This window comes from Couchioplanes caeruleus, assembly GCF_003751945.1.
GTDB lineage: Bacteria > Actinomycetota > Actinomycetes > Mycobacteriales > Micromonosporaceae > Actinoplanes > Actinoplanes caeruleus.
On record NZ_RJKL01000001.1, the window covers coordinates 1,296,111 to 1,309,357 of the forward strand.

At 68.7% G+C, this 13,247-nt stretch carries 15 protein-coding genes; 4 read left to right on the forward strand and 11 right to left on the reverse strand.

Annotated elements, in window-relative coordinates:
* Positions 1 to 39: 39 nt before the first annotated feature.
* From EDD30_RS05665 to EDD30_RS05685, 4 genes are all read right to left on the reverse strand, one after another.
* On the reverse strand, positions 40 to 510 hold the full coding sequence (locus EDD30_RS05665; protein ID WP_123678100.1) for a hemerythrin domain-containing protein: 471 nt from the start codon (positions 508 to 510) through the stop codon (positions 40 to 42).
* 698 nt (positions 511 to 1,208) lie between these two features.
* Positions 1,209 to 2,042, reverse strand: a complete 834-nt coding sequence (locus tag EDD30_RS05675; protein WP_071806772.1) for an aldo/keto reductase — start codon at positions 2,040 to 2,042, stop codon at positions 1,209 to 1,211.
* Positions 2,043 to 2,583: 541 nt separating this feature from the next.
* Positions 2,584 to 3,069, reverse strand: coding sequence for an SRPBCC family protein (locus EDD30_RS05680; RefSeq protein ID WP_071806773.1), 486 nt, complete (start codon positions 3,067 to 3,069; stop codon positions 2,584 to 2,586).
* A 3-nt stretch (positions 3,070 to 3,072) separates the two neighbouring features.
* Complete coding sequence (locus tag EDD30_RS05685) at positions 3,073 to 3,414, reverse strand: ArsR/SmtB family transcription factor (RefSeq protein WP_071806774.1); 342 nt, start codon at positions 3,412 to 3,414, stop codon at positions 3,073 to 3,075.
* A 518-nt stretch (positions 3,415 to 3,932) separates the two neighbouring features.
* Between EDD30_RS05685 and EDD30_RS05690 the strand changes: the two genes are divergently transcribed.
* A complete protein-coding gene (locus EDD30_RS05690) occupies positions 3,933 to 5,141 on the forward strand; it encodes an MFS transporter (RefSeq protein WP_244945132.1) in 1,209 nt (402 codons plus the stop codon).
* Between the two features lie 57 nt (positions 5,142 to 5,198).
* Here the strand turns inward: EDD30_RS05690 and EDD30_RS38165 are convergent, their stop codons facing one another.
* From EDD30_RS38165 to EDD30_RS05715, 5 genes are all read right to left on the reverse strand, one after another.
* Positions 5,199 to 5,942: a hypothetical protein gene (locus EDD30_RS38165; RefSeq protein ID WP_143162781.1), complete on the reverse strand. Its 744-nt coding sequence runs from the start codon at positions 5,940 to 5,942 to the stop codon at positions 5,199 to 5,201.
* 354 nt (positions 5,943 to 6,296) lie between these two features.
* The gene (locus EDD30_RS05700; protein WP_071806777.1) at positions 6,297 to 6,665 is read right to left on the reverse strand and encodes an STAS domain-containing protein; all 369 of its coding nucleotides are present in this window, start codon (positions 6,663 to 6,665) and stop codon (positions 6,297 to 6,299) included.
* A gap of 449 nt (positions 6,666 to 7,114) precedes the next feature.
* On the reverse strand, positions 7,115 to 7,339 hold the full coding sequence (locus EDD30_RS05705) for a hypothetical protein (protein WP_071806792.1): 225 nt from the start codon (positions 7,337 to 7,339) through the stop codon (positions 7,115 to 7,117).
* A gap of 189 nt (positions 7,340 to 7,528) precedes the next feature.
* Positions 7,529 to 8,473: a nitroreductase family protein gene (locus tag EDD30_RS05710; protein ID WP_143162782.1), complete on the reverse strand. Its 945-nt coding sequence runs from the start codon at positions 8,471 to 8,473 to the stop codon at positions 7,529 to 7,531.
* Positions 8,473 to 9,201, reverse strand: a complete 729-nt coding sequence (locus EDD30_RS05715) for a DUF5994 family protein (RefSeq protein WP_071806778.1) — start codon at positions 9,199 to 9,201, stop codon at positions 8,473 to 8,475. Before EDD30_RS05715 ends, EDD30_RS05710 begins: the two co-directional genes overlap by 1 nt.
* 14 nt (positions 9,202 to 9,215) lie before the next feature.
* Here EDD30_RS05715 and EDD30_RS05720 point away from each other — a divergent pair, with 14 nt between their 5' ends.
* Positions 9,216 to 9,668: a DUF5994 family protein gene (locus tag EDD30_RS05720; RefSeq protein WP_071806779.1), complete on the forward strand. Its 453-nt coding sequence runs from the start codon at positions 9,216 to 9,218 to the stop codon at positions 9,666 to 9,668.
* A gap of 54 nt (positions 9,669 to 9,722) precedes the next feature.
* Here EDD30_RS05720 and EDD30_RS05725 read toward each other — a convergent pair whose 3' ends face one another.
* Positions 9,723 to 10,430 (reverse strand): ANTAR domain-containing protein, encoded by a 708-nt coding sequence (locus EDD30_RS05725; RefSeq protein ID WP_244945133.1) that lies wholly within the window; start codon positions 10,428 to 10,430, stop codon positions 9,723 to 9,725.
* A gap of 58 nt (positions 10,431 to 10,488) precedes the next feature.
* A complete protein-coding gene (locus tag EDD30_RS05730; protein ID WP_280526130.1) occupies positions 10,489 to 11,226 on the reverse strand; it encodes a GAF and ANTAR domain-containing protein in 738 nt (245 codons plus the stop codon).
* A gap of 296 nt (positions 11,227 to 11,522) precedes the next feature.
* On the opposite strand from EDD30_RS05730, the gene EDD30_RS38170 reads away from it, so the two are divergent.
* Both EDD30_RS38170 and EDD30_RS05735 read left to right on the forward strand, forming a co-directional pair.
* Positions 11,523 to 12,062, forward strand: a complete 540-nt coding sequence (locus tag EDD30_RS38170) for a sigma-70 family RNA polymerase sigma factor (protein ID WP_143162783.1) — start codon at positions 11,523 to 11,525, stop codon at positions 12,060 to 12,062.
* Positions 12,059 to 13,084 (forward strand): fatty acid desaturase family protein, encoded by a 1,026-nt coding sequence (locus EDD30_RS05735; protein WP_123678102.1) that lies wholly within the window; start codon positions 12,059 to 12,061, stop codon positions 13,082 to 13,084. Before EDD30_RS38170 ends, EDD30_RS05735 begins: the two co-directional genes overlap by 4 nt.
* Positions 13,085 to 13,247: the final 163 nt, after the last annotated feature.

The window sequence follows — 13,247 nt, forward strand, 5'->3', positions numbered from 1 at the left end:
GGGCCGGTGGGACGGCCGCACCCCTGCGACTCCAGGCGGTCACAGAGGTCCCAGCACTGCGTACGGATCGGCGTCTAGTGCCAGTGTCTCCAGGACTGTCAGCAGCTGACGTTCCTCGTACCTGAAGTGCGACTCCATGATCGCTGCCACACCCTCCAGATGCCGGTGCAGCTCTGCAGGCGCGGCGCCACGGGCTACGGCAGCCTGCAGCCCGGCCAACAGGTGAGCGATCATCGAATGGTCCTGCCGTAGGTAGTGCAGCGTGTCGCGTAGCTGGGGGTACTGCTCGGCGATGGCGGGAAACAGGTGACGATCCTCGCCCTCGTGGTGTGCCGTGAGCGCGGCGCAGAACCCGTGACAGAACAGCAGTAGGTCCCGGGTAGCTGGCTCGGCCGGCTCGCCGTCAGCGAGGGCCTGCCGGGTGACGGCCAGCGCTTGGCGCAGCCTGTCATGGACGCTGCGCAGCTCTCGACTCCAGGCAACCAGCCTGGTCTTCTCGCCCTCACTCACGAGTGAAGGGCGAAGGGACGACGATCATCATCGTCGTGCTCCCTTCGGTCCGGCGCCTCCATGCCTGACACGGTCTGCCACCGGCACGCGACGCTGTAGCCCACCCTAACGCCAAGCCTCCGTCCACGGGGGCAAGGGGTGGTGTCCTTGAACCGGGCATTCTGAGCTGCTGCCGCGCGCCCGGCGCGAGGACACCGGAATCCGGCGTGACCGAGAGCCAGGGCACGTCGCGGAAGCTCGGCACACCGCTGTCCATGAGGTACGCCGTGCCAGGCGAACCCGTGGACACGACCCAGAGGTTGCCGCGGGGGTCGACGTCCAGGCCGGCGCCGGTGAATGGTTCCCCGTCCGGCGGGGCGAGGGTGCCAAGCGTCGCGCAGGTGTCCGGATCGACGGCGTGGATCAGATCGTCCGCGCTGTGGGTGGCGACCCAGAGCAGGCCGAACCCCGGGCTCCAGCCCAGGCCGGAGATGGCCGGGTCGGCGGGCCTGCACCGGCCGATCACCCGGCCCGGTTCCGGGTGGCCGAGCCCAGGGATGTGGTAGATGACGCCCTGGCCCCACCCTCCGAGGTAGAACGTGTCGTCGTCGGGCCGGTACGCCAGGCCGCGCTGGGCGACGGCCGACCAGTCGAGGCCGCCGAGGATGCGCGGTCACCTGCTCGGACATCGACACAGGCTGATGACTTGCTCGCCTGCCCTATGCCGGCTCCTGCAGCAGGTCCAGGCTGGCGCGTTGGGCTGGAGCCAGATGGAGTTCCGCGGCAATGAGGTTCTCCTCCAAGTGGTCAAGCCGGGCGGTGCCGGGGATCGGGAGCATGACCGGCGATCGGCCCAGGAGCCAGGCGAGCGCAACCTGGGTGGCAGTGGCACCGGTCTCGGACGCCACGGCGGCAATCTCCGCCTTCGCCCCCGACGTGCCTGCCGCGACAGGCCGCCACGGCATGAACGCGATCCCTGCCCGCTCGCAGGCCACGAGAACGGGCTCATGCACGCGGTCAAGCAGGTTGTACCGGTTCTGCACACTGGCCACATCAACGATCTCACGCGCCTGTTGCAACTCGGCGACGGTGACCTCGGACAGGCCGATCCGCCCGATCTTGCCTTCGGCCCTCAGCTCCCGCAGCGTGCCGAGCTGGTCGGCGAGCGGCGTCTCCGGATCGATCCGGTGCAGTTGGAGCAGCTCGATCCGTTCGACACGCAGTCGACGCAGCGCCTGCTCGACCTGCCTGCGCAGGACTGCGGGACGCCCGTCCAGCTTCCACTCGCCACCCGATCGCGCAACGCCGACCTTGGTCGTGATGACCAACCCGTCCGGATAGGGGTACAGGGCTTCGGCAAGAAGCTCCTCATTGGCTCCCCCGCCATACATGTAGGCGGTGTCGATCAGTGTGACGCCCAGCTCGACGGCCCGCCGGGCCACCGTCAGAGAGGTCCTCCGGGCAGCGCCCGCCTCGGTCGGCAGCTGCATGGCACCGAACCCAAGCCGCCGCACCTCCAGGTCTCCACTGATATGGAATGTGGTTGTGGTCATTCGTCTCCCCCGATCAAGGCAAGCCTAGTAGCGCGCTTCGGCTACATCTGTCCGTGGTCGAGGATCGGAACCCACGGCACGCGCGGATCCGCGTCCGCGCCGCCGCCGCAGCGACACGCTTCGATCACCGGTCCCGACGTGGACGCTGACACCCTCACCTCGGCCAGGTTCCTGACCGACGACGCGAGCTACAAGATGGCCAAGTCCGGCCGCACTGGCACCTCAACGTGCAGATTCCCAGGACATGGGCGGCAACCACCCAGGTCTTCCGGATCACCCTCGTCGACGACCTCTGGAGCGCTTGCCCGCGTGCGATGAGTTGAGCATCACCGACGGAGACGGCGGCTTCTACGCGGAGATGAAGGAATAACAGTTCGCAAACCGGCGACGACATCAGGGCGTGTGGGACACCCGGCTACCGGTCCAGTGCCGCCTTGTCGCGATCAGCGGAGCCACCGAGGCTATTGGCACCGTGCGCGTGGAGCTGCGAGCCTCCTCCCGGCGTCCCGGGACCGGCTGCGGTCCCGAGCTGCGCACGGTGTCAGGAGACGACCAGGTCGTCGATCTGATTGATCGCCGATGTGGCGCCCTCCACAACGCCCATGTCCAGCACCTGCTGCAGCGCCTCGGCGGACGCGTACCTGCTGACGTAGGTCGCATGCGTGCCGCCGCTGTGGGCGGCGAAGGTGAAGACGTTGTGGGAGACCGGCAGGCCCGGCTTCGGGTTGAAGTCCAGATCGGCGAAGCCGTCGTCGAACGAGAAACCCGTCGGGCGGTCCACTGTGGTGACGTGCCAGTAGCCGGCATGCTTGTCGCCCTCCGGGCCGGTCATGTAGTAGGTCACGCGACCGCCGGGCGTCAAGTCGTGGTCGACCACCGTCGCCGGGTAGGTCGGCGGTCCCCACACCTTCTCCAACTGGCGCGGGTCGGCGTACACCTGCCAGACCCGCTCGACCGGCGCGGCGAAGTCGGCGGTGATGGTCAGGGTCAGAGTCTCCATGTCGTGCTGGACGTCGGTCACGGGCATGGTTCAGTCCTCCTGGTCGAGGTCGGATGCGAGGAGTACGTCGATGCGCGCGATGCGGCCTCGCCAGATCTGTTCGAGCTCGGTGAGCATGGACGCCACCGACCGCACCGCCTCCACGTCGCCGCTTGCCAACTGCTCGCGACCGCTGCGCCGCTTGGTGAGCAGCCCGGCCTTCTCCAGCACGGCGACGTGCTTCTGCACCGCGGCGAAGCTCATGTCGTACTTCGCCGCGAGCGTGGAGACCGAGTGCTCCCCGGCCAGCACACGGCGCAGGATGTCACGCCGGGTGCGGTCGGCGAGCGCGTGGAACATGGCGTCCGCCCGGTCCACGCTCTCCTCGGTCATGGACCAAATATACAACCAGTCGGTTGTACGTTGTCAAGGCTCCCGCTCCCCGCGGTGCGTTCGGCTGGCGGTGGCAGTAGCCCGAGCGCGGTTCGCCCTTCCCTTGGTCCCCTTCTGCGCTGCTTCCCCTCGTGGGGTGGCTGTCGTGACCGGCGGCGTTGTCACTCCCCTGGTTCTGCCGACGGCGCCAATCCGGCTCGGTCACGCCGAGCCGCCGCCGCGACAACCGGGCTCCGGTCACCGTCTACACGATCGGCACCATCACCGTATTTCCATCCAATGCCACCACGGGCGCCGTGCTGTGGCGGCCACGGGCCACCGGGCGCGTCGTGACCCGGAGCAGAGTCGAGGCGAGCAGGCGGCAACGGAGGCCATCGCGAAGCGACCGGAGCGGCGTTGCGTGACATCCATGACAGATCACCGATATCAGTGCCACGGGGCAGTCTAACCGTACGTCCGTACGGTTTAATGTCGGCATGCGCGGCATCCCAGAACCCGGACCAGTGCGGCTCCTCGCAGTGTCCACACTCGTCAACACCTTTGGCAACGGTCTGTGGATGGTGGTGAGCGCGCTGTATCTGACCCGGTCGGTGGGGCTGTCCATCGGGCAGACCGGACTGGCGCTGACCATCACCGCACTGGTCAGCCTCGTGGTGAGCACACCGCTGGGCTACTTGACCGACCGGGTCGGGCCACGCGGCATGCTGGTCGGTGGGCTTGGCGCGATGGCCGTCGGCACAGCGGCGCTCACGCTGGTCGACTCGTTCGTGAGTTTCCTCCTGGTGGCCGTGCCAACCGCGGTGTTCGAAGCGGCTCAGCGCGCCGCCAAGGGTGCCGTCATCGCCGGAGCGGTTCCCCTCGAGCGGCGGGTGTACACCCGCGCCTACCTGCGGTCGCTGACCAATATCGGGATCTCCGGAGGCGCCGCGGTGGCCGGGTTGGGGCTCGCGGTGGACACCCGTGCCGCATACCTGACACTGATTCTCATCGATGCAACGACGTACCTCCTCGCCGCGGGGATCCTGAGCCGCCTGGCGCCGATCCCGGCGGTGCCGGCCCCGGCGACCGGACCGAGACTGATCGCTCTGCGTGACCGGCCGTTCCTGGCATTCGTCGTCCTGGACGGATTGATGGCGACCCACTTCGGGCTGTTCGAGGTCGCCCTGCCGCTGTGGGTGGCCCACCGCACCGATGCGCCACGGTGGGTGATCGCCGCACTTTTCCTCGTCAACACGACCGCCGTGGTGCTCCTGCAGGTCCGGGCCGCACGGGGCACCGACGACCTGGCCGGCGCTGCCGCCGCCTCCCGGCGGGCCGGGTTCGCGCTTCTGGCGGGGTGCGGGCTGTTCGCGCTGTCCGGGACTGCCACCGGCGCCGTCACCGTCGCCCTACTGATGGCGGGAGCGGCATTGCACGTCGGCGGCGAACTGTGGCATGCCGCGGCGGGGTGGAGTATCTCGTTCGGGCTTGCTCCGGCCGACGCGCATGGTCAGTACCAAGGCGCGTACGCGATGGGTATGCAGCTGGGTCGGATCGTCGCGCCGCTGGTGGTGACGTCGCTGGCCTTGGGTGGGGGCACACCCGGCTGGCTGCTCCTGGGTGCGGCGTTCGCGACGATAGGCTGCCTCGTGCCGCCCGTGGTGCGATGGGCGCGACGGATGCACCCTCACCGGTCCGAGCCGGTCGCTCAGCGACAGGAGCAGGCGGAGAGTAAGGCAGCACCCTGAGGCTGGCCAATGCTGGTCACCGGTCAACGCGGCAACAGCGGGGCTCCGGGAAGCGCGTCAAGCGGCCATGCCGTCGGGGCGGCTACGGTCTGGAGGTACGTGCCCGATACGTCGCATCAGGTGGCCGGCGAAGGTGGTCACCTCCCATACGTGGGGGACGCCGGTCTCCCGGTGTGGTGCCGAGCCGGGTTGTCGTGGACCAGCTCGTTTCACCACGAGGCCGGCCCGCTCCAGGGTGGTCAGAACGGGCCTGATCACCGGGCACAGGCTCGCGGAGAAGGCATCGGACAGGTCGTCAGTCGTGGGAGGACCAGCGTGTTCCCCGGTGCGCTCCCAGTCGGCGACGAACAGCAGCACCCGAACGTGCGGAGCTTCCAACTCGGCGAAGGCACTGACGTAGAACGTCTCACGATCCACGGCGGCATCGTCGGGGGCCATGTACCCGTTGGCGATGCATCTGGCGAACCATTCGAGCTTTTCTTCTGCGACGCTGCGTGCGGCGCCTTCAACTGCACGGCCCAACAGAACCGCCCTGGGGCGATGCAACAGCATCTGGTCCACCAGTACGGATTCGTCCACGCCGGCGGCCTGAGCAGCGCTGGCTACCGTTCGACTTGCACGGAGCGCACTGTCAGCATCGAGCTTGGTCAGGATGCGATTCACCGCGGCTGACAGCACGGGTGTAGCCGCTTGCGCCAAGCCCGCTCCGAGCGGACCGCCAGCAGATGCACCAAGGGCGGCCAAGGTTCCACCGACCGCCGTGTTGACTGCGAGATCACGTCGCTCCGCGTGTTCAGTCATACGCTCAGAGTATTCACCCCGTTCCACATCGGCACTGCCGATCTCGACTGGCATGACACCCCCGCGCTGCCTTCGAGGTGCCATCGAAAGGCCGACTACCCGGGCCAACATTCCAAGGGCGGATCGATCGACTAATTGGCCATTATTCTTGCTGGACAACGGTTTATGCTTCTCGAACCCGATCTTGCTGCAGATCATCGGTACGTGTAGCGGCTGAGTCACGCTGAGGATGAGCCGAACGGTTCTGCGCATCGAACCACAGATGCGGGAGAACGTCGAGCGAGTCAGGGGCCTCGGACCGCGCCGCTCCGGGGTGCGCCACTTCCGACGATGCTCGATCGGGGTCGCCGTCGATCAGGAGGTGCCGCGCTCACGCTTCGGCGCCCGCGGGCGAGGACCGGACGGGGGTCGCGGTGTGCCGCCCGTGAGTGCGTCAAGGACACCCATCGTCTGCAGGACGTGCAGCACGCGACCGCGTGGGTTGTTCACGACCATCTGGCAACCGAAGCCGGCGGCCGCCTGGCAGGCGCCCACCAGGGCACCCGCGGAGCGGGAGTCGATGAACTCCAACGCCGACAGGTCCACCTCTACGCGCTCCGGATGTTCACGCAGCGCGTCGGCCAGAGTGTCGCGCAATTTCTCCGCCGCGGCGAAGTCGGCTTCGCCGGCCATGGTCACGCGTACGAGGCCGCCGGAGCGTTCGATGATGTGACTGAACGCCATGATAGGTCCCTCTTCCCGCGCCACGCTGCTCGGAGCTGATCGTCTCCCTCGACAAGAGCGCCCGACGTGCCGAGGTCGTTACATCTGGCTCGACCAACGTTCGGCGGCGCCAACGGCCGCAGACCCGACCCACCGGTCACGGAAAGGTTTCCACACTGCTGCTGGTGACGTCGGTGAGCACCCGTCCGATGACCTACGTCGGGCTTTCACAGGGGGACGTTGACGTTGTGGTGTCACCGCGTAGGGAAGTACATGCGAATCCGGCGGCAGGGTCCGTCAGCCGCAACAACCAGTCCGCCGTCGGCGACGCCGCGCGCACATCTGACAGGTCGGGGCGGCAAGCTGGACCTGGTCGCGGCAAGTAGCGGCGGTGCCCACCGCCAGGACGCGAGACCGGACCGGTGAGCCGCTCAGGTCCGGGCCCGGCAAGACATCCGACGGGGACCTGATCACAGAACCGCACCACGTGGCGCCACCTCAAGGGCGGCGATGCCCCGGCTGTACAGCACTACGAGGCGGTCGCCATGGCGGCAACGAAGCACACCGGTGTCCTGAGCAAGCGTCGAGATCACATTCTCGATGACCTCCTCTTCGGTGTCCGCCTCAGCTCCCTCGTACCTGACATCCATGCGATCGCCGTCCACAAGACGAACGCGCAACACAATCGTCGTCATAGTCACGGACTCTAGACTCGGCATTCGGGCCATAGGGTAGATCCGGCGACGAGGACGGTCACCCTCACCTGCCGGGCTCTGCGTGCCGAGGCCCGCACCAGCAGCACGTCCCGCCTTTCCTGGGACGCCGCCCGAGTTCGGCACGGTGCCGGCGTCGTACGTGGCCCCGGCGGCGCGGTGTACCGGGTCCTAACGAGGACGCTCGATGGACTGAGCGGCGGTCAGCCGTGGGCTGTGCGGCGCGGCCGTTTCAGTCGCGTGGCGACCCAGACGCAGCATCAGGTAGAGGCAGCCGAGCTCGGGTACCGCGCGCCGCAGTGTCTCCCGGGCGCCGGCGTGCTCGATCGGTGCGCTGAACGGCAGGACCGACGCCCCGAGGCGGGTGGCGACGAGAGAGCCCGCGGACAGAGCCTCGCCGGCGTGCAGCCAGTCGAGGTCCTGATCACGGAGGCCGTGCAGGACCGCGAAGGTCGCGGCCCGGTCGTGCTCGCCGTATGCGATGGGCAGTGGCAGGACGTCGGCGGCACCCGCGATCCGGCCGCCGCCGGTCCACAGTGCCAGTTCCGCATGCCATTGGGCGTCGGACGGTTCGACAATGTCGGCACGGGCTGTCGCCACGGTGAGTGCGAGCACCTGGTCCGGACGGAGCACGCCGAGGCGGACGTGCTGAGCCTCGAAGGCCGCCTTGATGGTGGCCAGTTCTTCCGGCTCGATCGGATCGCCGGTGACCGGGCGCGGATCCGTGTGACGCAGCCCGATGGCGCGGGCCAGCTCGGCGGTGTCCGGGCTCACCGGGGCGGCTCCGTCGATGTGCAGGCGCGCGAGGTGGACCGGGTCGGCGGCGTCGGGCCGACGGGTCACGGTCACCCGCCAGCCCCGCGCGGCGAGGGTGAGGCGGGCGTGGTGCAGGGCGGCGCCGCAGCCGATCGTGGCGAGTCGCCGGTCAGGTTCGCGGAGTCCCGCCATCCGGGCGTGGTCCGCGAACAGGTCCAGAACGCCGTTGCTCACCCGCCACCGCCACGGCTGCATGTTGTGGGCCGAGGGCGCCTTTCGGGCCGCGACGACGGCCCGGTAGAAGGCCTCGTTCATGATGCGACCGCTGTGCGGGCGTACGACGCCGGGCGAGGCGGACATCATCGGACTGCTCGAGTCCGCAGCGGGCCGAGCCCGCCTCCCTCGGTCTCCCAAGTCTCCTCGTCCGGGCCCGGTTCCGGCCGGTCCGGCATACCGGGTGGCGGTCCAGGCGGCGCCACCCGCAGGGTGAAAGTGCCGCCGTCGGCACAGACCACGGTCATCATCGACGGGGACTGGCCGGCCAGGTAAAGCACGGTGATCACGCGGCCGGCCACCACGAGATGATGGGGCCGGGCCGTCCAGTTCGCTGCACCGAGCAGCAGCCGCGTCACCGGCCCGCGGACCTGTTCGAGGACCGGCACCAGTACGCGCAGTTCCGCGTTGAGGTCGGTCGAGCTGGGCCACCAACTGCCGTCGAGCAGCGTGTAGTGGAGCCGGACCGGCTCGAGCCGCACCCGGGGCAGGCCGGTCGAGGCCGACGATTCGCGTTGAGTGATCAGGGATGCCATGGACGTTCCCGTCGTCCGGGACCAACGCAGGCGCGGGACCCGCCCGATGACAAGGGCGAGGACGAGGTCCACCGAGGCCGATGAGGAGGGCACCGCGCCCGGCAACCGCCGGGTCAGCGCACGCCGGCCGGGGCCGGCACCGATGACGGAGCCATCGGTCGCCCCTTCACTGTACGCGCGTTCGACGCCGGAAAGCGTACGGTGGAGCGACACCGGCTTCTCGACGTCCTCCGACGAGCGCACGTCAGGCCCGATCCCGATGGCGCGGATGTCGTCCACAGAGAGGCACCGTCATGACCCAGACCACCGCGGCCCCGGCCGCACGAGCACCGGATGACACCGTACGCCTGCGGCTGGACCCGCATCCTTCCCGGACCACCGTCCTCGACGGAGCCTGGTGGCCGCGGTCGACCGATGCCGTCACAGAACTCCCCCGGCTGGTGAGGGCTCTGGCCGGGCTCCGCGGCGAGATCACGCACGTGCTGCTGAACACCGCCGAGTGGGACCTTCCCCATCCAGGGCGGACCGCCGTCGACCACCGGGCGGTGCGGCTGGGCTGGTACACGTCCCAGCCGGCCGGATTGGTCACCATCATGAGCGAGTTCGGGCACGACCGCTTCGACCTGCTGGTCGTGCCGCCCGACGCGAGCCAGGCGTCGGCCGACGCGGTGTCGGCCGCCGCGGCGGATGCCACCGACAGGCGGCACACGCCCGAACTGCTCGCCGAGATCGAGTACACCGGCTGACCACCTCGTCCCCGCCGGGTGGGTCCTCGACGGCCAGGGCCCCGGGCGACGCCTTCAGGACCGGTACAGCTCGGGGAGGCTGGTGGGGTCCTCGACGATCTCGTGTGCAAGGTCGATCAGTCGGCGATTGTGGTTCCGGGCGTAGGTGCGGATGATCGTGAAGGCGTCATCGACGCCGACGGAGCGCGCCTGCGCGATGGCACCTTTGGCCTGTTCGATCACAATGCGGCTGTTGAGCGCGCTCTGCAGTTGCTCGGTGAGCTCTTCGGCGCGGCGGATGGTGCGTTCCTGCAACAGGCCGATCGTGGCAACGTCCGCCAGCGCCTGAACGACGGGCGCGTCGGCAGCGGCAAGCTCGCCGCTCTCGGCGGTGCCGAAGACGTTCAGCGCGCCGATCACGTGCTCGCGCAAGCGCAGCGGGAACGCGTGCACGGACAGGAATCCGGCTTCCGCGGCCCGGGGCACGAACCGGGGCCACCGGTGTGCGGCCCCGGCCAGGTCGACGTTGATCACCGGCCGGCCCGTGCGGAAAGCATCGAGGCAGGGCCCTTCCTGGTTCTGCAGCTGGAACAACTCCACCAGCCGTACGCTCTCGCTGGACCCGGCCATGAACTGCAGCCTGCCGTGCTGATCGGCCAGCATCAGACCGACCGCGCCGGCATTCACGAGGGTGCTCGCCCGTTCGGTCAGCATCTGCAGGAAGTCCAGCAGGTCGAACTCGTCGACGAGGGTGTCTGCGGCCTCGACGAAGATGACCGCCAACCGCTCTGCCGAAACAGTGGTCATGCATGCCTCCCGGCGTTGTCGATCGTCGACCCGATCACGGTGCGTCCTGGTCGAACCTGAGGGTGCGGTTCACGACATCACGTGCGATGTCGTCCAATCGGCGATTCTCGGCGAATGCGTGCGCGCGCATCCGCGCCATGGCCTCGCTGAGTGGGATGCCCAACTGCACCATCACCATCCCCTGTGCCTGGAACAACTGTGCGCGGTTGCCGACGCTCCAGACAAGCTCGTCGGTGAAGCCCTGCCTGTCCCGGTTCTCCTGGCGATCGAGCAGGGCCTCGACGATGATGTCGGCCATCAGCAGCGCCGAGCCGAGCTGAAGCTCGGTGAGTGGGCCGGGACGTTCCCGGAAGACGTCCATCACACCGAGCCGGGCGGCGCCGACCTGCAATGGAAAAGCGAAAACGGCACGTATCCCGTCCTCGTATGCGGCGGGAGCGTAGAGCGGCCATCGAGTCATCGCGTAACTCGACAGATCGGCGATCAGCACCGGGCGCCGCGTACCGAACGCGTCGAGGCACGGACCCTCACCCACGAGGAACTGCAGATCCTCGAAGCGCTCACTCGCCGGGGCGGATGCCGCGGACAGGCTCCGCGTGCCGTCGGCGGTCATCACGCTGACGCCCACGCCGGAAGCCGTCAACTCGCCGGCGGCGATCCGGCACACGTGACCCAGTAGACCGGCCAGATCCTCCGGGGCACCCGGGTCCGCCGCGATGCGGCGCCTGATCGCCGTTGCCCGGTCGCCGAGGCTGCCGCCGCTAGTCTCCACGCGCCTCGGGCCCGGCTCGATCGACCGAGCGGCGCCGCATCCTTGCGCACATGGCCGCACCATCCCATCGGGTAGGGCCAGGACCGGGGCCGCTTTCGAGACGTGACGATGTCACCGTACTCGACGAGACCGATCGTCGCCGGTCACCGCCCCTTCGGGGCCGTCCGGAGACGATGACTCGATCAGGGGAGGCGCGGCGGCGCGGCGGGCCGTAGCCTGGAAATCCGGCCCGACAGGACCCAGCAGGTCGCTCCAGACCCCGGCGGCAGCACCCGACCCCCCACCCTGGAGCGCATATGCGCATCTTCTTCCGTCACTCGACTACCCGCGCAGGTCTGAGCAATGCCGGCTCGCTGGCGGACAAGAATCTCGAGAACTCTTTGCTGGAGGCGATCGCGCGAGGCAGCCAGGAGGCATTCGGCGTCCTCTTCGATCGCACGGCCGGGGTCGTCGGCGCCGATTTGACGACGCGCCTTCGGGATCCGGAGCAGCGGGCCGCGATTCTCGCGGCCAGCTACCTCGAGGTGTGGTGGCTCGCAGGCTGCCGCAGCGGCGTGGAACCCGATGTCACGCAATGGGTCAGACGCATTCTTGATCGGCGCATCACGATGCGCGCCCGGCCACGGCGCGGTGTGTCCACAGCGAGCCGCGGCCCTGCCACTCGCAACTCGAACTCTCGGCTCTGCTGGAACGGCCGATCGACCGCCTCTGGCCGATCTGAGCGAGTCCCCCGGTTCCTTCGGCGTTTTGACAACCGGTGGCCGGGTAACGGACAGGAGATCGCCCCAGACCCCGGCGGCTGCCCGTCCCCGGCCTCGCGGTGGGAGCGATCATGATGTCCATCGACATACCCACGACACCCCGCGGAAGCCTCTACTCCGCATTGTCCCGACAGGTCAAGCAGGCCGGGCTTCTCGATCGGCGGCCCGGCTACTACGCCGCGCAGATAGCCCTCGTCCTGACCCTCGTGGTCGCCGGTGTCACCGCCCTGCTGGTGATCGGCGACTCCTGGTGGCAACTGCTCGTGGCCGCGTTCTTCGCGATGCTCTCCACCCAGCTCGGCTTTCTCGGCCATGACGCGGGGCACCGGCAGATCTTCCGGTCCACGCGCCGCAACTATCGACTCGGCGTCGCGCTCGCCAACCTCGGCGTCGGCTTCAGCTACGGCTGGTGGGTCGACAAACACAACCGCCATCACGCGCACCCCAACGACGAGGACAAGGACCCGGACGTCGGCGTGGGAGCGCTGATCTTCACCACCCGCCAGGCACGGGCCAGCGGGCGCATCGCCCGGAGGTTCTACCGCTACCAGGCGTGGACGTTCTTCCCGCTGCTGCTGCTGGAAGCGATCAACCTGCGAGTCTCCAGTCTGCGGTACCTGCTCGCCGGCAGGGACCGTTCCCGCAGCCGCGAGGCCCTGATGATCGGTCTGCATGTCGCGGCGTATCTGACGGCGGTCTTCGTGGTACTCCCGCCTGGAAAGGCGCTGGCTTTCGTGGCGATACATCAAGCCCTGTTCGGGTTGTACCTGGGCTGCTCCTTCGCCCCCAACCACAAGGGCATGCCGCCGCTGAGCGCCACCGACAGCGCCGACTACCTGCGGCGGCAGGTGCTGACTTCGCGCAACGTACGCGGAAACTGGCTCACCGACTTCGTCCTGGGCGGACTCAACTACCAGATCGAGCACCACCTGTTCCCCTCGATGCCGAGGGGCAACCTGCGCCGGGCCCAGCGTCTGGTCAAGGAATTCTGCGCGGATCAGCACGTGTCCTACCTCGAAACCGGACTGTTCTCCTCGTACGCCCAGGCGCTGCGGCACCTCGACACCATCGGCAGAGCGACCGCGCCGTCCGGCTAGGTCTCCCTCTCGTGGATCGTGGCTGTGAAGGCGATGGGCCGTGACCTGCAGGCGCTGACCTTGGGGAGCGCCTGCACGCCGACGACCGCGCCCGGCTGGTCGGCTGGATGCGATCGAACACGACGGGCGGCGCCCCTATCCGGGCCGGGCTTCCGTCCGGCTG